Origin of the sequence: Arthrobacter sp. GCM10027362, from assembly GCF_042679445.1 — a bacterium.
In the GTDB taxonomy this organism is placed as follows: Bacteria; Actinomycetota; Actinomycetes; order Actinomycetales; family Micrococcaceae; genus Crystallibacter.
Map to the genome: position 1 here is coordinate 1 of NZ_JBHTML010000063.1, position 20,478 is coordinate 20,478.

Genomic DNA, 20,478 nt, shown 5'->3' on the forward strand with positions numbered 1-20,478 from the left:
CCGGGCGGCGCCAGGCGGACGGCCGCCACAACGCGGCCGCGCTGCAGCGCACGGCACTCGGCCTCGTGCTGACCGGAGCGGCAGGTTTCGTCGCCGTGGCCACCGGTGGGAATGTGCTGGCCCTGCTCGTGGCCGGGCTGGTGACCTGCGGCCTCGCCTATGTACTGGGCAACTGGGTTACCGCACGGCTGCGCCTGCCCGTTCCGGCAGGGCTGCGCGGACCGTGGCTGGCAGAAATCCGCCGGGACATCACCGACGCCACCCTGCTGGCCGTACTCCGGAGCCGGGGCGTCGAGGTGGACGAGCGCACCGCGCGGGCGGCAATGCGCGGCTGGAACCACCTGCGGTTCGTGGCCGCCAAGGTCGACGAGATCCACGCCGGGAGTTAGCGGCACCCGACCGGCGCCGGCGCCCGCTATTCCTCGTGGCCCTGGTCCGAGCTCATCTGGTCTTCGGCCGGCGGAGTTTCACCCGGCGGGACGCCGCCGCCGGGCTCCAGCCCGGTAATGTTCTGCTCCACCGGGTCCGGGTTCGCGGAGGCAGCCTTCTCGCCCGAGGTCCTCGCCTCGAGGTCGTTGTCTGGCCGGACCCGGCCTGCGTCGTCGGCACGGTCCGTGTCGTCGAGCGGCCTGTTGTCCGGCTGGTCCGGGTTCTGCGGGTCCTTCTCGGGGCGGAAACTGCCCATGGTCCTGTCCTTCGCCTGGTACGCAAAAACCGCACGAGTGCTTACGGGTCCACCTTAGGCACGCCCTGAGGGAGCGACAAGCCCATGCCCGGCGCCGGCCCAGCCGGAGGATCCCAGCCCGCCCGCCGTTTTCTCACGGCAGACGTCCACGCCGGGCTTAAACGGCGCCTCCACCCGACATCCTGCCGGCAGATGAACCTGGCGGAGGCAGGCAGCCCGGTTTCGCACGGGGATGCCGCTGCACCCTGGCCAAAAGACCCCGCCCGAATGCGCGCCCGCCGGTCATTCCGCCCTCCTTTTCCGCAGCTGGGCCGCACTCCCGGACGCAACCTTGGACAACGGCCGCGGCCGGCGCCGGCTTTCGCGTCTTCTCATTCGCCCCGGGCGCAGCTAGTTTATAAGCCTGCTTACATTTTTTAGGGAAGGACGGTCATGAGCCAGCCAGCGCAGCAGCAGGAAGTACCGGGCACGCAGGCCGAGATGACACCGGTGCCGGACTGCGGGGAGGAAAGCTACCGCGGCACCGGCAAGCTCAAGGGCAAGGCAGCGGTCATCACGGGCGGCGACAGCGGCATCGGCCGCGCCGTCGCCATCGCCTTCGCCCGGGAAGGTGCGGACGTGCTGATTTCCTACCTCAGCGAAGACCAGGATGCGCAGGACACGGCCAGCCTGGTCGAGCAGGCCGGGCAGCGGGCAGTCCTCGTCCGGGGCGACCTGGATACCGCGGAACAGTGCCGCGGGGTCATCGACACCGCGGTCCGGGAATTCGGCAAGATCGACATCCTCGTCAGCAACGCCGCGTACCAAATGACCCACCAGTCACTGGACGAAATTTCCGATGAGGAATGGGAGTACACCTTCAAGGTCAACATCTCCGCCATGTTCCACCTGGTCAAGGCCGCCCTGCCGCACATGCAGCCGGGATCCTCCATCATCGGCAGCTCGTCGGTGAATTCGGACATGCCCAGCCCCACTCTCGCCCCGTATGCGGCCACCAAGGCGGCGATAGCGAACTTCTCGGCAAGCCTGGCCCAGTTGCTGGGAGAGAAAGGCATCAGGGTCAACAGCGTCGCCCCGGGTCCCATCTGGACGCCGCTGATCCCGTCCACCATGCCTCCGGAGAAGGTGGAATCCTTCGGCAAGGACACCCCGCTGGGCCGGGCGGGCCAACCGGCGGAACTGGCCCCCGTGTATGTATTGCTGGCTTCCGACGACGGAAGCTACATTTCCGGCGCCCGCATTGCGGTGACCGGCGGGCGGCCTGTCCTTTGAGGCGGGGAAGGACATGGCGGTCAAACTGAACAAGAAAGGGTTCGAGCACGCCAAAACCCTCATCCGCGAGGGCCAGGTGGTCCGCGACAGCCGCGACGACTGGAGCGAGCACGCCCCGTCGACCGAGGAACTGAGCAAGGCCCTGGACAAGGGCGGACCGGCCGAGTATTCGAAGTGGTTCCTCGGCGTGGACGACGAACATCCGGACGGCAGCAAGACCCACTACAAATTCCCGTACGGCGACCTGAAAAAGGTGCACCGCTGTGCGGTGATTTCCGGGGAAAGCCGCGCCAGCCAGAACGACTACGATGACATCCGCGACGCCCTGGGCGATCTGCTCAAGCGCATTGACAAGCAGTAGGCCAGGGACCGCTCCCCAAAGCGGTCCCTGGCCCGTGCTGCTTTCAGTGCCGGCTACTGACCCGTGCCGGCCCCGGCGTCTCCCCCGTCCGCCGGCAGGTCTCCCGGCTCTGCCGGGACGGGATTGGCCGGCTCTTCCGGCGAGACCGGCTGGTCTTCGGGGGAAGGCTCGACAGGCATGCCGTCGCCTGATTCACCCGTTCCCGGCTCCGCGGGTCCGGTCGGGGTGCCGTCTGTGGTGGTGCCGTCCCCGACGGTACCGTCTTCAGTCGTGCCGCCCGTAGTGCCGTCTTCGGTGGTGCCGTCTTCGGTGGTGCCGTCGCCGCCCTGTTCCGGCGTTTGCTCCTCCGGCGGGGTCGTTTCGTCCGTCTGCTCGGGCACGTCCGTCTTTTGGGAAACCCGCTCCGTTCCGCCAAGGATATTGCCCAGGGTGGTCTCAGGCTTTGCCTCGCCACCGGCGGTATCCGAGGTCGAGGAAACGGTCGAGGAAACCAGGTTGGAGATTGGCTGCTTGGTGCCGAATTCAACCGCCGTGATGCCCACCATGGCGATGACGAACACCGCCGCGCTGGCTCCGCCGACCATGAGCCAGGTCTTGGGTGTGAACTGCCGCCGGAGCCGCTGGCTCCAGGACTCGGCGGCCTCGGCATCATTGGCGGCCAGCATTTCGCGGTCGCGCTCGGGCAGGTTCCTCCTGCGCCGCAGCGGGATTCTACTTCGGGCCACCCTAGCGGCCCTGCTCAACGTACGGGAATAGACGGCGGCGCCCACCGTGGCGATAATCGAGCCGAGCGCGGCGCCGATGAGGGTTCCGGCGACCCCCAGGAAGGAGCCCACCAAGGCGGAAGTCACCGCGGCCAAGGCCGAGCCAATGGTTTGGGTGCCGCTAAGTCCAAGGAATGGTTTTGGTTTGTCTTCGGAGTCTTGAGCCATCTTTATCCGCAATCCAGTCGGGCAATATTACGAAGAGATAACGATAGCCCACTGGGCGCCGTTCCCACCTCCGGCACGGCCAAATGAGATGCTTGTCACACACAGGAAGGCCCCGCGGGTGCGGGGCCTTCCCGATATTTGTACTAAACCTTTTCACGGGTGCGGTCAACGACCGGCACCGCCTTGCGGACCCGGCGGCGGTTGATGAAGTCCCGCAGCCTGGAGTCCTCCGCTGTCACCCGCGGCTCCGGGTACTCCGCCGGCTTCGACTCCCGCTCCCGAGGTTCCCGGACATCCTTCTTTTCGATGCCCCAGCCGAAATCCTTACGTGACGAATAGCACATCACAGACCTCCTCTTGTGGCTGTACTTTAATCCTCCTCCCATCGGGCCTGCGAGTCGAGAGTGCTGGGCGTCCTGCTCCAGGCGGCTTCCGGCAGGATCCTTCCCACCCGCGCTGCTTCTGGGTAGCGTTGCGCATACGCATCTTCTTCATTGGGAGGGACGGAGCCCATGCCTGCAGGTACCATCGAGACCTATTGGGAAGACGGCCATTGGCTGAACCGCATTAAGGGCAAGAACAAGGTCATCTCCAGCTGCGGGTCCAGGAATGTCGCCATCGAGCTGGGCAAGCTCGTGGCCAAGCAGCACGGCGTGCGGCACGTCATCCGGAAACAGGGCGAAAACCCCGGGCCGACCTACGAGTCCATCCCCGAGGATTAGACCGGGCCCGCCCGCAGCCGGGCCCCGGTGACCTACCGGAGGCTGCGGCACCGGAGGATGATGGGGCCATGAAACCGGATCCCCCGGCCCCCACCGGGACGACATCCTCGGACACCGTCCTCCTCCTTACCGGGATCCTGCAGATGACCGAGGAGTTTGCCGCCGAGGACAGGGAATATCTGGCCTACGCCCTGGATGCCGCCGTGGCGGTGCACCAGGACCAGATCCTCGATGAACCGCCCGGGGACCACAGCAACCTCCGCCTGGGCAGGGTCCTGCGCAACACCCTCTGCCTGCTGCGCTGGGGCGTTACCGACACGGGCGTCCTGCTCTGTTCGATCCTGCACGACACACTGGACGAGGCACAGGCCGAAACCGTCAGGGTGTGGCACACGAAGCGGGAAACGCACCGGCCCCGGGGCCTGGACCGGACCGGCACCCATGAAAAGACCGGCGTGATCCAGGACTGGCTCGAATCCGATTTCGGTTCGGGGATTTACGAGTTGTTGGTCAGCGCCGCGTACAGCCTGGAGAACACGCGCCGGGGCAGCCAGGCGGACCGGGCCCTGAAGTACGCCAGGCATGCGGCCCGGCAGGTGGAGGGATCCCCCCGCTACCTGCTGCTGGAAACCCCCAACCTCGTCGACCGGGTCAGCTGCCTGTTCGGCCGCTACGGCATCATCCCGCATCCGGGAGCCGCGGAGCTGGGCGCCGCCTACCTTCCCGCCGTCGAAAGGTTCCGCCTTGAGGCTTGGGACACCGCGGAAATCGCCGACCTCTCCCTGGTCTGGAGCCGGGGACCGGAAGTCCTCCTGCCCGCAAGCAGGATGCCCCGGCTCAGGTGTGCCTTGGACGAGGCCCACGATGCACTGAAACGCCTGCTGGCCTGAACCGTCACCGCCTTCAAGGACGCCTTCCGGTCCTTCCCTTCTTCCGACCCCTTCTCTTGATTCTTTCCCCTTGACTCTTTCCTCTCGAATCTTTCGGAACGGGCCGGTGTCTCCTGCCTGCCGGCCGCCGCCGTCGCGTTCCAGAGTCCTGCCGTACCCTCGAAGGGGTCCTTGATCGTGCCCGGGCTGCGGGCTTCGCGCATCTGAAACTCGTGGAAACCGTACCTGTGACACGCCGATAGCGGCCGGGTTGGGAAACCGGGCCGCGAACTGCTATCCATGGAGAGCAAAGCCATCGAATTCTGAGGGGGACGGAAATGGCTGAGCAACCCGATGTCCGCAGCGGCGCCCGCACGCCATGCCACGACAGCGCGTTTGAGACGCACGCCGTCTATCTGGGCGAGCCGGGCAAAAGCGAAGCCATCGTGGAGGTCCGGTGCACCGGGCCCGGCTGCGGGAACACCTGGTACCCGGACACGGACGCCGGCCGGGATGTGCGGAAGGTTCTCGGCCCGGATGGGAACGGGCGCCTGCAGGAGTGGCCCCTGCCGGTCACCAGACTCCGGTCACTGCCGCGGGTGCTGCGAACGGTGCTGTTCGCCTTCCTGGCGGGCACTGCCACCGTTGCCCTCGGCGTCCTGGCCGGACTGCCGGCCCACTTCAACGTGGGCGCCGGCATGATGCTCACTGCGGCGTTCATGAGTGTCCCGGCGTTCACGATCGGCAAAGACACGGACGACAGTGCCCACCGCGACGCCTTCCTGCTGTTCTTCCTCTCGTGGATCCCGGGCGCGGTGGGATCGGTCGCCCTCGTCTTCGGCTGGTAGGGCCGGCAGGTCCGGCCGCAGGGTCCACCTCGGCGGGATCCTCCGCGCCTGGCCGAACCGCACCGGCACCTCCGTCGCCCGGCTGGCAGGGGCTGGATACGGCAGACGCAGGAAGGGCCCGGTTGGCACCGGGCCCTTTTGGGTGGCGGAGCAGTTACTTCTGGACGGCGCCGACCGCCCGGTAATACCGTTGGATGATTCCCGTTCCGCCGGCCATGTCCGCGTCCTTCGGTAGTCCGGATACTGCGTCTGGATGGCTCCGCCGGCGGACGATGTCGCGCCGGTGCTGCCGGGATCGATGTGGCCCTGCCGCCGTTACCGGATGCGGCCTGCTCCGCCGTTGCCTGTCCTGATTTCGCCGGACCGTCACCCGCTGGTAACCCTGGCGGGCCGATCCGGCCTGCCGGCCTTTCCGTATGGCAGGATCATTTCTGCCGACTCGCACCGCAGCCGTCCATGACCGCTGCCGCACACCTGGGGGACATGAGAATCTTGACGAACCATCTGGCGCGCCCACTGGCCGCCGTCGCCACCGCCGCTGCCCTGCTGCTCGGCGGCGTCACCGGTACCGCCGCCCCGGCCGAAGCCCTCGGCCCCAAGCCCACCGGGCCCACCGCCGTCTCGGTGCTGAACACCCTGCCGGTCAAGGGCAAGGCCGCCAAGAGCGGCTATTCCCGGGCCAAGTTCGGCCAGGGCTGGAAGGACCCGGACCGCAACGGCTGCGATTCACGCAATGACATCCTCAGGCGCGACCTGACGAAGGATCGGTTCAAGGCCGGCACCGGCGGCTGCGTCCTCGCCTCCGGCACCCTGAAGGACCCCTACACGGGCAGGACCATCAGCCATGTCCGCGGCGGCAACAAGGTCGACATCGACCACGTCGTCGCCCTGGGCCAGGCATGGGTGTCCGGGGCGCAGAAGCTCTCCGCCGCCCAGCGCACCGCGTTCGCCAACGACCCGCTGAACCTGCTGGCCGTGGACGCCTCGGCCAACCGCGCCAAGGGCGACCGTGAGGCCAGCGCGTGGCTGCCGAAGAACAAGGCCTTCCGCTGCACCTATGTGGCCACCCAGATCGCGGTCAAGAAGAAGTACGCCCTCTCGGTTACCTCCGCGGAGAAATCCGCCATGAAGCGGGTGCTGACTTCATGCCCGAAGCAGAAGACCGTGAAGATCACCCCGGTCAGGCCCGCCGGCAAGACCCCGGCCCCGGTGAAGACTCCGGCCAAGAGCACCTCCTTGGCCACGACTGTCAAGGGCGTGCACCCGGGCGCCTACTGCGCGGCCGCGGCCAAGGGCTACAAGGGCATCAGCACCGCCGGGAAGACCTACACCTGCAAGACCTCCCCCACGGACAGCCGGCTGCGCTGGCGGGCCTGACCGTCCGCGCCATCGCCGGCGCCCCGCTTGGCTGCCGCTCCCCGGAGGGGCACCGGCACGGGGAGTTGGACCGGCACTACGAATGCGTTCCGGCCGCCTATTCGGTCTGCGTCGGGGCAGAGCGGGCCGCGAAGCTGACCGCCCTGCCCCGGGCGACCGGCGGCGCATCGGCATGACGGTGGCCGCCCTGGCGGACGGGCTCCATGCCGAAGCCCACAACCGGAGAAGCGCTCAGGGACCGTCTGGACCGCGAGCCGGGCTCCCCTCCCCCGGGCACCGACGTCGAGTGCAGCCTGATGCGCATCATGCTCGACAGCCTCGCCGGCTTCGAGGCCGGCGTCTGCCCCGGAAAGCGCATCAACGAACTCGCCGAGGCCCTGCGCCCGCTGCCGGATCTGAGCAAGGGCGCGAAGATCGGCAGCTTGGAGGAGAGGGAGGCGCCGCCGGTCGGCACCGTCCTGCGCGGGGGCGGCACGGCCTGAGGGCAGCCAGGCCGGCCGGGGATCCCTGCCTCAGCCGTCGTAGGCGTCCTCCAGAAGGGCCTTGGCGGCGGCGGCTGTGGCCTGGAACCTGTCCTGCCGGATTGCCTTGATCGGGGAGTCGGCTCCCAGCCGGGGATTGACGGTCATGGCCCAGGCCTGGGCTGTCTTCCTGCCCCGGGTTGCCTCAATCCTGCGGAGTACGTCGTAGGCAAACTGGAGGCGCTGCCGGGCCGGTGGCGAAGGCTCCAGAACACCACGGGCCCACCTTCGGACCTCAGCCGGATCCTTCACCCCGGCAAGGCTGGAAACCAGCTCCGGGATAAGAATCTCGCAAAGCCAGCCCACGAGCGCCGGCACCTCCTTGGATGCAGCCCCGGCCTTGCCGTCCGATCTGTCCGCTGGGCCTTTCATGCGCCCCCCTTCCGCTGGGCCCAGCCTACCTTGCGCCGGGCCTGCACCGGCAGGTGGGCTCCGGGCCCGATGCCGTCAGTCCGGACCCGGTGTACGAGGAGAACGCCGCCGCCCCGGACGCCCTCAGGGGATTGACGAGGTGCCCACCCGCAGGGGCTGAGCGGCGGACGGTCCGGGCAGCTACGGCGGACCTGATGCGTGGCTCCTACCGCGGGTACTGGTCCGACGGCCGGACTCAGGCCTCCCGCGAAGCCGCCGTCGCCGCGCTGGAGGCAGCCCTGCCCAACGACCGGCGCGAACACCACGCCGGGCTGATCCGCTTCGCCGTATTTACGTCTTCGCCGTATCTACGTCGCCGAAGCCGTGGCCTTGCGCCCGGACAAGGGCCAGGCACACCGGAGGCAGGGAGGGTCCGGGGCCAGCCGGGCCCTCCCTGCCTCCGGGCAAAGCAGCTACATCTGGACGGCGCCGATCTGCTGGAGCAGCTTGAGCATGTCGGTCGCTCCCCAGTGCTCGGCCGCCTTGCCGTCCTGAACGCGGATCATGTCGATGCCGCTGAACTCCACCGTGTTGCCGGTGGGCGCGATGCCCAGGAACTCGCCCTGGTGGGTGCCGGTCAGGACGACGCGGGCCGCCTCCAGGTCCCCGTCGGTCATGACGGGCTCGATGGACTTGGCCCTGATGTCCGGGAAGGCCGACCTGAACGTGGTGGCGTAGAACCTGATGCCGTCCAGGCCGGACGGCTGTCCGGGCATGGGTTCTTCATGCTCCGTGTAGCTTTCGCTGCCCAGCTCGTCGATCAGGTCCAGGTTCCCTCCTTCCATAATTTCCCGGTAGAACCGCTCGATGATTCCCGATCCGCCTGCCATTGCCGGCTCCTTTCCTGGTTGGAACCCCCCGCTTCGATGCTCCCACCGGCGGCACTGCGACACGCCGCCGCCGGCTCCGCACAATCATCGGCTGCCGGCGGGGCCGCAGCGGCCTTCGGCACGGGCAGTGGCCGGGCCCGCTTGCAGCATCCGGGGGCGGCCCTGCATGTGCCGACTTCGTGGGCAATTCCGGATGTGCGCCGCAGCCCGACCGGCGCGCAGAGATCCGTTCGGCAACAAGGAGCCGGACCGGCTCCCGCAGACGCCCAATCAGTCGGCCTCTTCGGCTTCAGTTTCAGCCGCCTGCCCCCTCGGCACGCGTCATGAGCTGTTCGGATCTGTCCTGGGCCGCGTCGGGCAGTCCCATTGTTGCCTGTTTTTGTTCCTACGGGGGCAATATGCCGACGGGTGCCAGGCTGCGGAACCACACCCCGTCAATTCCTAATCCAAATCTTGAAGCCATTCTCCGAGGACACATGAAAGCCCCCTTTGGATCCGCGTTTCCGCGGGTCGGAAGGGGTCTTGTGGAGCCCCCTGCCAAAACCCTGTCTTGACCAGGGTCTGTCCTGTGAATCGGCGGGCGGGTTGTGCCAGACCTGCCGGATGGTTGGCAGGGGTGAACTGACGGGCAGGGCCTGGGCGCGGATCGAACCGCTGTTGCCTTCCTCGGGGCGCGGCGGGCAGTGGCGGGACCACCGGCAGGTGATCAACGCGATCCTGTTCAAACTGCGCACCGGGGCGCCCTGGCGGGATCTGCCCGAACGCCGTGGTCCGTGGAAGACCGCGCACGAGCGGCTGCGCAAATGGACCCTGGACGGAAACTCTGACCGGTTACCCGCCCTCCTCGGCTACGAAGGCCCTGCCGGTAGGGCCGGCGCCCGCTGCAGGGCAGGCTATTGCCTGTTGGTCGGTTACGGCCATAACCTCAAGATATGCCGCACAGCAGCGGCACAGGGGCAAGCCGTGGGGGAGCTTCATCGTCAGGCCTTCATGCCGGACGTTCGGCGGCCCGGGCAGGCCTGGCGGCGCCTGCCCACGGGGTCCACGGACAGTGAGCCGCCGGTGGAAGGTCACCCTGCAGCCTGTCGTCCTTGATATCAGCAGTGCCGGAAACGGACACTCTGCCGATGGCTGCGCCACCTCCGGCTGCCACAGCCGGTCGGGGTGATCCTCCTACGCAAGGAGCAAGCCATGAGAACAATGTCAGGCACCCGCCCACATACCCTCACCTGGAGAATAATCGCGGCCATGGCCGCTGCAGTCGGCTGGATATGCCTTTCCCTGGTTCCCGCCGCCCCGGCCATGGCCGAATCGGCGGCGGCAACACTGCGGAACGACGTGGGATGCGAGGCGGGCGGAACCGTAAAGGCCTACCCGCCGGTCAACGTCACCTCATCGGCAAGGGAGGACATCGCTTACTGGAAACCCACCCTGGCCGTCTGGGACGGGACGCAATGGGTGGAATACAGCAAGCCGGGCGCGTATCCGGCCTACGCCGACATCCTGCCCGGAGGGATCAACAAGGGGGTCAACGGCGGCTGGCGCTCGAGCACGACCCACGGGCAGCTACTGTTCTTCCCGTTCCGTGGTCTTCCCGCAGGGGTGTATGCGGTCTATCACGAGGTGGTGCTGCAGGAGGACGGAACCGTCCTTACCGGTTGGTCATCCGATACTTGCACCCTGTACTGACACCGGGTCTCCCTGCAGGACCGCGGCCCGGACTTCGGGCAGTACGGGCCGGTTCTAAACCGGTAGCAGGGCGGGGCCGCCGGATTATCCGGCGGCCCCGGTTTTGCCCGGCCGGAAAGGGTCCGGGATGTACCTGGAACGGAAGCCGGACCTGGCCAGGCTGAGCCAGGGTTCTGCCGGGCAACCCGTTGCCCATTGCGGGCGCTCAGCGGCAGGTGACCGGCACCGCGCATCAGCGGGATTCGTCCCGGCGGTACCTGACTTCTGGCGCCAACGCTCAGGTCTCCCGGAAATGGACTCGGTGCCGGACAGCCGCGGCGACGAGGCTCAGGCTAGGACAGCGGCCTGGCAAGTCATCCCGGACACAGCCGTCCTCCCCGCCTGGTCGAGGTGCTCGGCGCGTTGCCGTCCGGTTTGGACCCGCGGAGCATCGCCGGGTTCCTGGCCGCGCCGCAGCCGGGCCTGATGTTTTACGGCGGGGCCGTGGCACCGTCGGCATGGCTGGCTGCCGGCATGTCCGCCGATCCGGAGATGGCCGGAAACCTCCTCTCGACGGCATACTGCCTGCGCCCCGCGAAGCCCCGCCGACCAGTTGCTGAAGCAACTCCCGGTAATCGTCCACCTCGGTGAGCCGCTCGATGTAGGAGCGGTGCGTGACCGCCACCGAGGTGTGCCCGAGCAGAGCGGCAGCGGCACCATCGGACAGCTCCCGGGCCAGCATTGCAGCCGCCGTACGCCGGAAGGCGTGCGGTGTTATCTGGACCTCCACGCCGGCGGCCGTAAGCGCCGAGCGCAGTGAACGCCGGATGGAAGATGCCTGAAGGTAGCCGCCGGTCGGGGACCACAGGACGGCCTCGGTGCCGGCAGGGGGCCACGCTGCGCCGCAGCAGCACCTCGACGGCAAACCGCGGTACCGGGATGATCCGGTTCCCAGACTGCGTCTTCGGGTAGGCCTGCCGGTACTTCGGTCCTTTCCGCGGTTCGGCCAGGATGCCGCGGATAGCGACCTTCCCGGCATCCCCGGGCAGGTCAACATCCTGCCCCCGCAGCCCGAGTACCTCCCCTATGCGGGCACCTGTAGCCAGGAGCAGGTCCACCGTGTCGGCCAGGATGCTGTCGTTCGGCGGGCCGAAGGTCCCCGGTGCGGCGCGCCAGTGGCGGACAGCATCGCGGATGGCTTCCAGTTCGGCTTCGGTCAGGGCCACAGGTGCCTTCCGCTTCTTCGGAAGCGGGACACGTCATGCACCGGATTGGAGTGCATCAGGTCGTGTCGGACGGCGTAACCGAGCATCTGTTCCAGTACCGTCCGTGCCAGGCGTGGTGTGCCCGCGGCCGTCCCGGATGAGTCCGTGCAGGAAGGCCTCGCACCGGCTGGTACGGATGCCGGAGACATCCAAGGCGCCCAGGGCGGGCAGGATGTGCCGGGACACCATCCCGTCGCACTGGTCCCAGGTCTGTCGGCGGATGCGGGTCGCGGTTTTAGGCACCACCTGGTCGCCGCCCTCGTCAACCTCCACGGCAGGCGGTTCGATGGAGGCCAGCCAAGCGGCAGCCGCTTGTGCCGCGGTGGCGTCTGCGCCCAAGGGCCGGCCCTTTTCCGGCGATGGCGGGCTCGAGCCTGGCCTTCTCCGCGATGGCCTTGGTGCGGCCGGTGCGCTCCATGGTGACGGTGCGCCCGTCGAATCCACCGAACCGGCCCCAGGCACGCCAGAGGCCGGTGGTGTCGTTCTTCTTGGCCTTCGGCGTGGTCCGGTCTCCCTGGCCGAGCTTCACGCGGGCCATCAGGCCGCGTCCTTCTTATTGGCCTGGGACCACGCCATGACGGCCCGCACCTGGTAGCGGAGCAGCCCGCCGCGCAGCTCCACGGCCGGCGGACCGGTTCCGGCCGAGTGCCAGTTCGCGAGCGTCTTCGGGGACACTTCCCGCAGGGACGCCAGCTGGGCGCGGGTCAGCAGCTTCACGGGTTCAAGATCAGTTCGTTTCTCCATGGTGAGCTCTATGCGCCCAAAAGAGCCCACAGGTGTCGCTTTGGTGATCAAAGCGTGTGGAAAGCGTGTGCTTGGCAATTCACCAAGCATGAAAAAAACCCCTCCTGTCAGGCGTTTTGCCTGGTCGGAAGGGGTCTGCGGAGCCCCCTGCCGTATTCGAACCGGCGACCCCCTGTTTACAAACTGGGGTTCCCCGAGACTCCCGAAGTTTCCCAAAATTCCCATGAGGTGCGTTGCCGCCAGGTTCGGCTGGTCCGACGAGAAGGTCGCACAGCTGCGGGCCCTGCGCCGGAAGTTCCGGGCCCTTGAGCTGAAGGAGGAGCGCCGCCGGTGGCTGCGGTGCGGGCCTGCGCCCGGGCACCCGGCCGGTGCACAGCCGGCCGGGTGCCCGGGCGGACGGGCGTCCTATCTGGCCAAAATCCCGTGCGGATCGATCACGTACTTCTTGGCCGCTCCCTGGTCGAACTCGCGGTATCCCCGGGGAGCATCGTCCAGGCTGATCGTGGTGGCATTCACGGCCTTGCCGATATTGGCCTTGCCGGCGAGGATCAGGTTCATCAGCTTGCGGTTGTAGCGCTTCACCGGGCACTGCCCGGTGGTGAACGAGAGCGATTTCGCCCATCCCGTCCCCAGATCCAGGCCGATCCGGCCGACCCTGGCGTTCTCATCGGCAGCGCCCGGGTCTCCGGTGACGTAAAGGCCGGGAATGCCCAGCGCACCGCCCACCCGCGTCACCGACATGATGTCGTTGAGCACCGTGGCCGGCGCCTCCCCCGCGTTGGCGCCGTGCCCGCGGGCCTCGAACCCGACCGCGTCCACGGCGGCGTCGACCACGGGTTCGCCGAGGATCTGCTCGATCTTCTCCGGCAGGGAGCCTTCCTGGCTCAGGTCGATCGTCTCGCACCCGAAGCTTTGGGCCTGCTTCAGCCGGTCGGCCTTCATGTCGCCGACAATGACCGCCGAGGCCCCGAGCACCTGCGCGGAGAAGGCTGCGGCCAGCCCCACCGGCCCCGCCCCGGCGACGTAGACCGTGGAACCCGTGGTGACCCCGGCAGTGACCGCCCCGTGGTAGCCGGTCGGGAAGATGTCGGAGAGCATGGTCAGGTCCATGATTTTCTCCAGCGCCTGGTCCCGGTCCGGGAACTTGAGCAGGTTGAAATCCGCGAAGGGCACCATGACGTACTCGGCCTGGCCGCCCAGCCAGCCGCCCATGTCCACATACCCGTAGGCGGAACCGGGCCGGTCCGGATTCACGTTGAGGCAGACGCCGGTCTTGCCTTCGTTGCACATCCGGCACCGGCCGCAGGCGATGTTGAACGGCACCGAGCAGATGTCGCCTTCCTTAACGAACAGCACGTCGCTGCCGACCTCGACCACCTCGCCGGTCATCTCGTGGCCGAGCGTCTGCCCCACCGGCGCGGTGGTGCGGCCGCGGACCATGTGCTGGTCGCTGCCGCAGATATTGGTCGTGACGAGCCTGAGGATCGCCGCATGCGGGGCATCCTGCTTGATGCCCATGCCGCGGGCAACTTCGGCAGGGATTTCCAGCTTCGGATAATCGAAGCTCTCGACCGCGACTTCCCCCGGTCCCTTATAGACGACGACACGATTTCCCGTCATGGTTTTTCCTCTCGTTTTTTCATCCAAAACCGCGCGAAAGCCGACGGCCCCTGCGCAGCCGTATTTTTCTCTCAACCTGGTTGTTTATTCTTCGTCGGAGACGGGCTTCTTGTCCTTCCCCGCCGACATCGACGGATCGTCGGCGCGCGGCTCGGCTTCAGGGACCTCGCGCGGGCGGACCACCAGATCGTAGGCAACGGCAGCGGCGATGCTGCCGAGGAAGGGACCGATGATGTACAGCGGGAACTGGGACCATTGGACATTGCCGCCGAAGAAGGATTGCACGAGGTTCGGGCCAAAGGTCCGCGCCGGGTTGAGTGAACCGCCGGTCAGCGGAGCCATGACCAGGATGGCGCCGGCGACGGCCAACCCGATGATCAGGCCCGCCCAGCCCTTGGGCGCCCGCTTGTCCACCGCGACCGCCATGACCGCGAGCATGAGCAGGAAGGTTCCCACCGCCTCCGCGACAACGCCCTGGCCGTAGGACACCCCCGCCCCCAAGGCGGTCCCGCCTCCGCCCAGGTCCACCCCCCGCGTTCCGAATGACGCCACCAGCAGGAGGCTGCCGACCGCGGCGCCGACGAGTTGGGCAATGAAGTAGGGAACCACCTCCACCCAGGAAAAGCGTCGGGTTACCGCCAGCGCGATGGTCACTGCCGGATTGATGTGGGCACCCGAGACCGCCAGGAAGGCGTAGATGGCCACGGCGATGGCAATGGCAAACGCCAGGGCAATGAACCCAACCCCCGGATAGGTCAGATCCCCGTTGCCCGCAGTCAGCGCTGCCAACACTGATCCGGCTCCAAAAATCACAAGTATAGCCGTGCCGAGCACTTCGGCCGCAAGCCGCCGCATCAAGGTCGGGGTCATTATTCACCATTTCATTCGGCAACGAGGAAATAGTTACTCAAATGGAACGCGGTTGGAATGCAGCGAGTCTAGGCGGACCACCGAAGGGGAGTCAATGGGTGCAGATTTTGGCATCATTTCACCAAACCCATCGTTCAGCGACCGAGTGCTGTTCTCCCGCAGGGCCCCGGCAGCCTGTAAATTCCGCAGGCAAACGCCGCGGCGGGGCGGTTTACCCAAAGGCTCCTCCAGGCCGAAGCCTGTCTCCCCGGGAACGGGCACCGCCGCCCCACGCGAAGGGTCACCTGTCCGGGTGGCTTAGGCGAGCCGCCCAAAAGCTCAAAGCAGGTGAGCTCGATGCCGAAACGGCCGGGTGCCGGTACCTCGCAGGAGATCGCCGCCGCAAGCAGCGGCGGGTAGCAGTCCCGGTTGTCCACAGCATGGCAGCCTGGCCTTTCCGTTTTCACCGCCCGGGTGCACGATTCAGAAACGGATACCATCGCGGACAGGCGGACCACCGCCTGGCCGGTCTTTGACTTCATCGACCCGGAGCTGCCCCAGGAGATCGTCACCCTGACGCCGGTGCGCACCCGTGATGGCTTCGAGGCGACCGCGGCGCGTTCCTGGGTCTCCGACATCGACGGCACCGGCCTGGAGGCGGACTAGACCGACCCGGTGCCGATCCTGTCCCTGCCCCGCCGGCCCGGCCTGGGCATCGCCCGATTCCACTTGCTCGCGGTCGCCGAACCGAACCGCCGCCGCGGCTTCGACTACGAGGTCGCCGATCTGTTCCTGCAGGACATCACGGGGCATGACCGGGACGAGCCCGAGGCGTAACCCCGGCCGGTGCCATGGCGATTACCGGAATGCCACCCCGTGCCGGCCCGCCCGCTGAGGCGCCCGCCGTGCACATGGGGACTCATGAGCATCGAAACCAGGCAAAGCCGGAACACCGCGACAACCGATACCGCCGAGTTCCCCATCGACGGGCAGCCCGTGCTGCTCCTGGTCCGGCGCACCTCTCCGGACGGGAGGGGCGGGCAGGTGGCCAGCGATCATGTGCGCTGGGCCGGTACCGACCTGGAGATCGAGGTGAGCCCGCTCGAGAGCATCGACGACGCCCGCACCCGGTTCTGGAGCTGTCTGGCCCGTCTGGTGGCTGCCATCGACTCCTCACGGGGAGGGCAACCGTCCCCTCTGCACACATGGGGCGCTATGACCGCCACTGTTGCCGCCCCCGGCCAAGGAATGGGCCGCCCTGTTCTCCTCCTGCTCCACCGTCACCGGTGAGCCCGTCCCCCACCGCGACCTTGCCGACGCCTACGCGCACGCCTCCGAGGCTCGGGGACTACCCGTTCACCCCGTGGGAGACCTTCGACGCGACCGCGGTGATCGAGAACGCCCCGTTGCTGGCCGCCACCCCGTGCTGGATGCGCAAAGGCGACCACACCCGCCTCATCGGTTCGCCCTCGCACCGGGCCGGCATCGAGCCGATCCACAAGGCGCCGGCCCGGCCGGAGAAGGTCAAGGGCCGCGCTCGGCGAGGCGGTCGGTGCCGCAGGCAAGGCCAGGTTGCCGGACAGGCTGCGCGTCGAAGGCTGACCGCATGATCGGACGCCGGAAGCCTCGGGACCTTTCACGCCAAAACCGTGATGACGTTACCGTTGCGCTTTATCACCGGTCCACTAAACTTGCCCCCACACCCAGTCCTGAACGGAGGCCGGCCAATGGCTGATTCGGATTTTGATCAGGCAATCGAGGATTCCCTCGCCGGGCTCCGGGGGATCATCACCGGCGACCCTGAGCCGATCAAAAGACTGTTCTCCCACAGCGACGACGTGACGCTGGCCAACCCGTTCGGCGGCATCGCCCGCGGCTGGCCGGAAGTTTCGGCGAGGCTGGAACAGGCGGCCTCGCTTTTCCGGGACGGCACCGTCACCGGAGTTGAGAACGTGACCAGGTTCGTCGGCGATGATCTGGCCTACCTCGTTGAAGTTGAGCGGTTCGAAGCGAAGTTCGACGGGCAGGACGAACCCGGCACCTTTGCCCTCAGGGGCACAAGCATCTACCGCCGCGAGGACGGCCGGTGGCGGCTGGTGCACCGGCACGGGGATCCCCTGGCGTCGGACTCCGGCGGCGGGGAGCAGGGATAAACAGGGGCTGGTCTTCGGACCGGCCCCTTTGTTTTACGCCGGTGGGAAGTGCCCGGCAGCAGTCCGCACACATGGACAATGACAAGTGACAGACCACGAAGGAGAACAGCATGGATCCGGCCGTTGGAGCAGTCCTCATCCTCGCAGCGGTCGCCGCAGCGATCATCCCCGCCGTGGCCGTCACGACGGCCCCGCGGCGCCGCCAGGCAAACCGGGACCGCGCCGACAGCAGGCGGCGGTTCCAGGAGGCCCCCTTCGCCGAGCGCGTGGATGCGTCCGCAACCCGGAAGCGTTCCCGCCGGGCCGACTCCTCCGGCGTCTTCCCCGCAACGTTCGGAGCATCCGAGGGCGGAGGCTGGGGCGGAGGCAGCTCCTGCGACACCGGCTCCTCGTTCTCCGGAGGAGACTCCGGCGGCGGGGGCGGATGCGACTAGGACACACGGCGGGGCCGGTCTTCGGACCGGCCTTTTGCTTTTGTCCGGCCGGGCACGGACCGGCAATGCTCCGCACCCATGGACGGTGACACAGTCACACCCAACAGCAGGGAGCAGCATGGATCGACACGTCCTGACAGCGCTTGGCCTCGTCGCCATCGCGGTAGTTGTCGTCCTGTTCGTCACCGCCGCCGCGGCGGACAGGGCGAACCGGGAGAAGGAAGAGCGCAGGAGCCGGAGTGAACCGTCGTGGGCGGAGAAGCTGGACCGCGCCGCGTCCGAGCAGCGCACGGCACGCCGTGCCGGATCTCCGCGCAGCACCAACGACTCGGCCGCGTACTGGGCGCCGGTTGTCGGCGGCACCGCCTTCAGCAACTCCGGCACCAGCTCATCCTGTGCCTCCGGCGGAGGCTGCGACTAGCGTCTCCGGCCGGCGTCCCCCAGCCGAGGAGGCACCGCCGATGATTCGGGAGGGCCGTCAGGACCCGGCCCTCCCGAAGGCAAGCCGGGTCAGCGGCCCCGACGCCCGGTCTCGTCGGTGCCGTCGGTCTCGATCCGCTCCTTGCGGACTTCCTCGCTGACGGTTTCCTCATCCGTGACGGTGTCCGTGTCGAGCCGGACCCGTTCAACCGGAACCGTTTCCTTCTCCACGAAGGGGCGCTCCTCATGGAGGGTCACTTCGTGCTCGTCCTCCTTGAGCACGGGGCCGGACATCGCGTCCCCGATGTTGGCGTCGGTGATGGGCTCGCGCTCGATGCGGGCCTCTTCACGGCTGACCGGCACCGTCTCGGTCACGTTCTCGGTCACGATGTACTTGCGCAGCCGGGCCCGCCCGGCCTCGCGGGTTTCCCTGCCCACCCGGAGCTGTTCCTCGGACCGGGTCATGGCGTCGTCGGTGGTGTCACGACCGGTAGTGCCGCGCGTTTCCGCGGCGTCGGTGTAGGTCCCCGTGTCGGTTCCGGTTCCGGCCGTGTCGGTGTACCCGCCGGTTCCGGTCGTTGCGTAGCCCTCGGTCCCGGCGGTGCCGCCGGCCGAGGTTCCCATACCGGTGAGGCCGTAGTGCCGGTAGAGCAGTTCCTCCTCCTCGACGCTGAGTTCGCCTTCCGGGTCCACGCGCGGAGCGTCCTTGACCTGGTCCTTGGTGTACGGCACCCGCACTTCGCTGCCCTGGAGGGTGGCTTCGTCAAGCGGCACGAAGGTCTCCTTGGTGCCGAACAGGCCCGTCACAACGGTGATCCAGGTTGGGTCGTGGTGCCTGTCGTCGAGGTAAAGCTGTCGGAGGGTACCGATCTTGTTTCCCTCGGAGTCAATGACGTTGGCGCCGCTGCCCGAGAGGCGGTCGATGTCGTCCCTGGTGATCATTTCATTTCCTCTCTTCCGCCGGGCACAGGGTTCGTGTCCGGTCCGCATGGATGGTCGAAAGTGCCTCCGGCGGCCGCAAAGGCCGGACCGAGCTCGGGCAGCGCGCCGGGTAATGGGATAAGGGGAGCTCTTCGGCTGTATGGATCAGTCCAACCTAGTCCGGAGGGTCAGGAGGCGGAAGGGGCCCGTCGGCGTGTCCGAGGTCATTCCTGCAGGATGCCGAGCCTGCCGGGACAGCGCACCGTTCACGCTGCGCCGGAACCGCTTCGTCTCACTTTGGCCGTTGCCCGGCCGGAAGCCGGAGGCCCCGGTGACCGGTGCGTTGAAATCCGTACACATGGGTTCCGGCAACGGGTCCCGGCTACCGGAATCAGTACCGCGTGTCGCCACGTCCAAACCCGGTCCGTCCGCCTAATGTGGCATCCACCTGATGCAAGGAGCAGCCGATGTCCCTGGACATTGCAGCAGTGATCCTCGTCCTCGCGGCCGCCGTCGTGCCGGTCGCGCTCACCCTCCTGACCAAGCTGCGGGCACGGCACCGGCGCAGGATGAAGACTGCATCGAGCGCTGGCACCGCTCACGCACCGCGGCACTTTGCCACCGGAAGCCGCCCCGCCGGGCAGGACACCTGGTGGCTGCCGGCGCTGGGAAACTTCGCCTCCGACGAGGAGCCCGTCAGGACCTCCTGACCCCCGTCCGGAACGGAGACCCGCCGGGGGCTGTCCGCACACTTGGGGCATGACCAAGAGAAAGGCAGCACCCATGGAAACAATCCTCATCGTCTTTGCCATCCTGCTCGGGCTGGCCATCATCGCGTTCATCGCCCTCGTCATCGCGTCGGCCATCCTCGCCGTCAGGTCCGAGAAGGAACGCTGCCGGGAGCGGGCCGCGGCCGCCGCTGCGGAGCGGCGCCGCAAGGAAGCCAGGCAGCGGGAATACCTTGAGGACATGGAGCGCCTGAAGGTGGAGCCGAAGGGCAGGCCGGCGGCCGGCACGTCCAGGTACACAGGAACCGGCAGGTCCGCCGAGCGGCGCAGCGCACCGGCATTCAGGACCGGCAGCCGCAGCACCGGCACGGACCCCTCGTTCGATACGACGGGCGCCGCCATCGCCGCCAGCTACATCGTCGGCACCGACTCCGGCAGCAGCTACTCGTCAAGCAGCTCCTGCGACTCGGGCAGCTCGTCGGGCTCCTTCAACTCCGGGTCTTCGTTCTCCGGCGGCGACTCCGGCCGCAGCTTCCAGGTCCCACGCGAAGGGCCGGACTCCTGAACTGGTCCCCAAAAGCTGGACTGCCAATTGTGTCTCCACTTTAGCGGACAGCGGTTGGCTCTACTCTGATGGCTCCGCCCCAAATGGGACGGAGCCTTTTCTGAGAAGTGCCCATCGCTAGCCACTAAAGTGGAGATCTCGCAGCAGGGAGGGTCCAAGCTTTCAGGGACCGGTTCATAGCCGGCCCTTCTTGTTGCACCGGCACCGCTGCGCGATGCCGTGAACTGCCGGATCGGCCCGGGACGTTCCCGGGATCATGGCCGCAGCTGTTCCCGGAGCCGGT

The 20,478-nt window shown here is 67.6% G+C and carries 28 protein-coding genes and 1 pseudogene; 19 read left to right on the forward strand and 10 right to left on the reverse strand.

Annotated elements, in window-relative coordinates:
* A pseudogene (locus ACFQ36_RS11030) lies at positions 1-389 on the forward strand (hypothetical protein); the annotation flags it as partial.
* Between the two features lie 26 nt (positions 390-415).
* Here the strand turns inward: ACFQ36_RS11030 and ACFQ36_RS11035 are convergent.
* A complete protein-coding gene (locus tag ACFQ36_RS11035) occupies positions 416-685 on the reverse strand; it encodes a DUF6480 family protein (RefSeq protein ID WP_377013543.1) in 270 nt (89 codons plus the stop codon).
* A gap of 432 nt (positions 686-1,117) precedes the next feature.
* Between ACFQ36_RS11035 and ACFQ36_RS11040 the strand changes: the two genes are divergently transcribed.
* Both ACFQ36_RS11040 and ACFQ36_RS11045 read left to right on the forward strand, forming a co-directional pair.
* A complete protein-coding gene (locus tag ACFQ36_RS11040; protein ID WP_377013545.1) occupies positions 1,118-1,957 on the forward strand; it encodes an SDR family oxidoreductase in 840 nt (279 codons plus the stop codon).
* A 13-nt stretch (positions 1,958-1,970) separates the two neighbouring features.
* Positions 1,971-2,318 (forward strand): hypothetical protein, encoded by a 348-nt coding sequence (locus ACFQ36_RS11045; RefSeq protein ID WP_377013547.1) that lies wholly within the window; start codon positions 1,971-1,973, stop codon positions 2,316-2,318.
* Positions 2,319-2,371: 53 nt separating this feature from the next.
* Here ACFQ36_RS11045 and ACFQ36_RS11050 read toward each other — a convergent pair whose 3' ends face one another.
* Together ACFQ36_RS11050 and ACFQ36_RS11055 are read right to left on the reverse strand one after the other, a co-directional pair.
* Positions 2,372-3,178 carry a hypothetical protein gene (locus ACFQ36_RS11050; protein ID WP_377013549.1) on the reverse strand — a complete coding sequence of 269 codons (807 nt, stop codon included), beginning with the start codon at positions 3,176-3,178 and terminating at the stop codon, positions 2,372-2,374.
* Positions 3,179-3,393: 215 nt separating this feature from the next.
* On the reverse strand, positions 3,394-3,594 hold the full coding sequence (locus ACFQ36_RS11055) for a hypothetical protein (protein ID WP_377013551.1): 201 nt from the start codon (positions 3,592-3,594) through the stop codon (positions 3,394-3,396).
* Positions 3,595-3,762: 168 nt separating this feature from the next.
* Here ACFQ36_RS11055 and ACFQ36_RS11060 point away from each other — a divergent pair, with 168 nt between their 5' ends.
* From ACFQ36_RS11060 to ACFQ36_RS11080, 5 genes are all read left to right on the forward strand, one after another.
* Positions 3,763-3,972 (forward strand): DUF2188 domain-containing protein, encoded by a 210-nt coding sequence (locus tag ACFQ36_RS11060; RefSeq protein WP_377013553.1) that lies wholly within the window; start codon positions 3,763-3,765, stop codon positions 3,970-3,972.
* Positions 3,973-4,040: 68 nt separating this feature from the next.
* Positions 4,041-4,862 carry a hypothetical protein gene (locus ACFQ36_RS11065; RefSeq protein ID WP_377013555.1) on the forward strand — a complete coding sequence of 274 codons (822 nt, stop codon included), beginning with the start codon at positions 4,041-4,043 and terminating at the stop codon, positions 4,860-4,862.
* Between the two features lie 317 nt (positions 4,863-5,179).
* A complete protein-coding gene (locus ACFQ36_RS11070) occupies positions 5,180-5,689 on the forward strand; it encodes a hypothetical protein (RefSeq protein ID WP_377013557.1) in 510 nt (169 codons plus the stop codon).
* 456 nt (positions 5,690-6,145) lie between these two features.
* On the forward strand, positions 6,146-7,066 hold the full coding sequence (locus ACFQ36_RS11075; RefSeq protein ID WP_377013559.1) for an HNH endonuclease family protein: 921 nt from the start codon (positions 6,146-6,148) through the stop codon (positions 7,064-7,066).
* Between the two features lie 203 nt (positions 7,067-7,269).
* Positions 7,270-7,548, forward strand: coding sequence for a hypothetical protein (locus ACFQ36_RS11080; RefSeq protein ID WP_377013561.1), 279 nt, complete (start codon positions 7,270-7,272; stop codon positions 7,546-7,548).
* An 863-nt stretch (positions 7,549-8,411) separates the two neighbouring features.
* Here ACFQ36_RS11080 and ACFQ36_RS11085 read toward each other — a convergent pair.
* Positions 8,412-8,828: an ester cyclase gene (locus ACFQ36_RS11085; protein WP_377013563.1), complete on the reverse strand. Its 417-nt coding sequence runs from the start codon at positions 8,826-8,828 to the stop codon at positions 8,412-8,414.
* 603 nt (positions 8,829-9,431) lie between these two features.
* On the opposite strand from ACFQ36_RS11085, the gene ACFQ36_RS11090 reads away from it, so the two are divergent.
* The gene (locus ACFQ36_RS11090; RefSeq protein WP_377013597.1) at positions 9,432-9,923 is read left to right on the forward strand and encodes a transposase; all 492 of its coding nucleotides are present in this window, start codon (positions 9,432-9,434) and stop codon (positions 9,921-9,923) included.
* Between the two features lie 96 nt (positions 9,924-10,019).
* Positions 10,020-10,517 carry a hypothetical protein gene (locus tag ACFQ36_RS11095; RefSeq protein WP_377013565.1) on the forward strand — a complete coding sequence of 166 codons (498 nt, stop codon included), beginning with the start codon at positions 10,020-10,022 and terminating at the stop codon, positions 10,515-10,517.
* Positions 10,518-10,794: 277 nt separating this feature from the next.
* On the opposite strand, the gene ACFQ36_RS11100 is transcribed toward ACFQ36_RS11095, so the two are convergent.
* From ACFQ36_RS11100 to ACFQ36_RS11120, 5 genes are all read right to left on the reverse strand, one after another.
* Positions 10,795-11,553, reverse strand: a complete 759-nt coding sequence (locus ACFQ36_RS11100; RefSeq protein WP_377013567.1) for a tyrosine-type recombinase/integrase — start codon at positions 11,551-11,553, stop codon at positions 10,795-10,797.
* A 470-nt stretch (positions 11,554-12,023) separates the two neighbouring features.
* A complete protein-coding gene (locus tag ACFQ36_RS11105) occupies positions 12,024-12,299 on the reverse strand; it encodes a hypothetical protein (RefSeq protein WP_377013569.1) in 276 nt (91 codons plus the stop codon).
* Entirely contained in the window at positions 12,299-12,505 is a 207-nt protein-coding gene (locus ACFQ36_RS11110; protein ID WP_377013571.1) for a DNA-binding protein, read from the reverse strand. The genes ACFQ36_RS11105 and ACFQ36_RS11110 overlap by 1 nt, the downstream gene beginning before the upstream one ends.
* Before the next feature lie 405 nt (positions 12,506-12,910).
* Entirely contained in the window at positions 12,911-14,125 is a 1,215-nt protein-coding gene (gene fdhA, locus ACFQ36_RS11115) for a formaldehyde dehydrogenase, glutathione-independent (protein ID WP_377013573.1), read from the reverse strand.
* A gap of 84 nt (positions 14,126-14,209) precedes the next feature.
* Positions 14,210-14,995 carry an MIP/aquaporin family protein gene (locus ACFQ36_RS11120; protein ID WP_377013575.1) on the reverse strand — a complete coding sequence of 262 codons (786 nt, stop codon included), beginning with the start codon at positions 14,993-14,995 and terminating at the stop codon, positions 14,210-14,212.
* Positions 14,996-15,403: 408 nt separating this feature from the next.
* Here ACFQ36_RS11120 and ACFQ36_RS11125 point away from each other — a divergent pair, with 408 nt between their 5' ends.
* The 7 genes from ACFQ36_RS11125 to ACFQ36_RS11155 all read left to right on the forward strand — a co-directional run bounded on the left by ACFQ36_RS11125 (position 15,404) and on the right by ACFQ36_RS11155 (position 17,982).
* Positions 15,404-15,640 carry a hypothetical protein gene (locus tag ACFQ36_RS11125; protein WP_377013577.1) on the forward strand — a complete coding sequence of 79 codons (237 nt, stop codon included), beginning with the start codon at positions 15,404-15,406 and terminating at the stop codon, positions 15,638-15,640.
* 9 nt (positions 15,641-15,649) lie between these two features.
* Complete coding sequence (locus ACFQ36_RS11130) at positions 15,650-15,811, forward strand: hypothetical protein (protein ID WP_377013579.1); 162 nt, start codon at positions 15,650-15,652, stop codon at positions 15,809-15,811.
* A gap of 84 nt (positions 15,812-15,895) precedes the next feature.
* The gene (locus tag ACFQ36_RS11135) at positions 15,896-16,264 is read left to right on the forward strand and encodes a hypothetical protein (RefSeq protein ID WP_377013581.1); all 369 of its coding nucleotides are present in this window, start codon (positions 15,896-15,898) and stop codon (positions 16,262-16,264) included.
* Positions 16,261-16,584, forward strand: coding sequence for a hypothetical protein (locus tag ACFQ36_RS11140; protein WP_377013583.1), 324 nt, complete (start codon positions 16,261-16,263; stop codon positions 16,582-16,584). Before ACFQ36_RS11135 ends, ACFQ36_RS11140 begins: the two co-directional genes overlap by 4 nt.
* A gap of 117 nt (positions 16,585-16,701) precedes the next feature.
* The gene (locus ACFQ36_RS11145) at positions 16,702-17,127 is read left to right on the forward strand and encodes a YybH family protein (RefSeq protein WP_377013585.1); all 426 of its coding nucleotides are present in this window, start codon (positions 16,702-16,704) and stop codon (positions 17,125-17,127) included.
* Between the two features lie 110 nt (positions 17,128-17,237).
* Entirely contained in the window at positions 17,238-17,561 is a 324-nt protein-coding gene (locus tag ACFQ36_RS11150; protein ID WP_377013587.1) for a hypothetical protein, read from the forward strand.
* A gap of 118 nt (positions 17,562-17,679) precedes the next feature.
* Positions 17,680-17,982 (forward strand): hypothetical protein, encoded by a 303-nt coding sequence (locus ACFQ36_RS11155; RefSeq protein WP_377013589.1) that lies wholly within the window; start codon positions 17,680-17,682, stop codon positions 17,980-17,982.
* Between the two features lie 89 nt (positions 17,983-18,071).
* Here the strand turns inward: ACFQ36_RS11155 and ACFQ36_RS11160 are convergent, their stop codons facing one another.
* Positions 18,072-18,923 carry a DUF2382 domain-containing protein gene (locus ACFQ36_RS11160; protein WP_377013591.1) on the reverse strand — a complete coding sequence of 284 codons (852 nt, stop codon included), beginning with the start codon at positions 18,921-18,923 and terminating at the stop codon, positions 18,072-18,074.
* A 446-nt stretch (positions 18,924-19,369) separates the two neighbouring features.
* Between ACFQ36_RS11160 and ACFQ36_RS11165 the strand changes: the two genes are divergently transcribed.
* Both ACFQ36_RS11165 and ACFQ36_RS11170 read left to right on the forward strand, forming a co-directional pair.
* Entirely contained in the window at positions 19,370-19,612 is a 243-nt protein-coding gene (locus ACFQ36_RS11165; protein ID WP_377013593.1) for a hypothetical protein, read from the forward strand.
* A 73-nt stretch (positions 19,613-19,685) separates the two neighbouring features.
* On the forward strand, positions 19,686-20,195 hold the full coding sequence (locus tag ACFQ36_RS11170) for a hypothetical protein (protein WP_377013595.1): 510 nt from the start codon (positions 19,686-19,688) through the stop codon (positions 20,193-20,195).
* Positions 20,196-20,478: the final 283 nt, after the last annotated feature.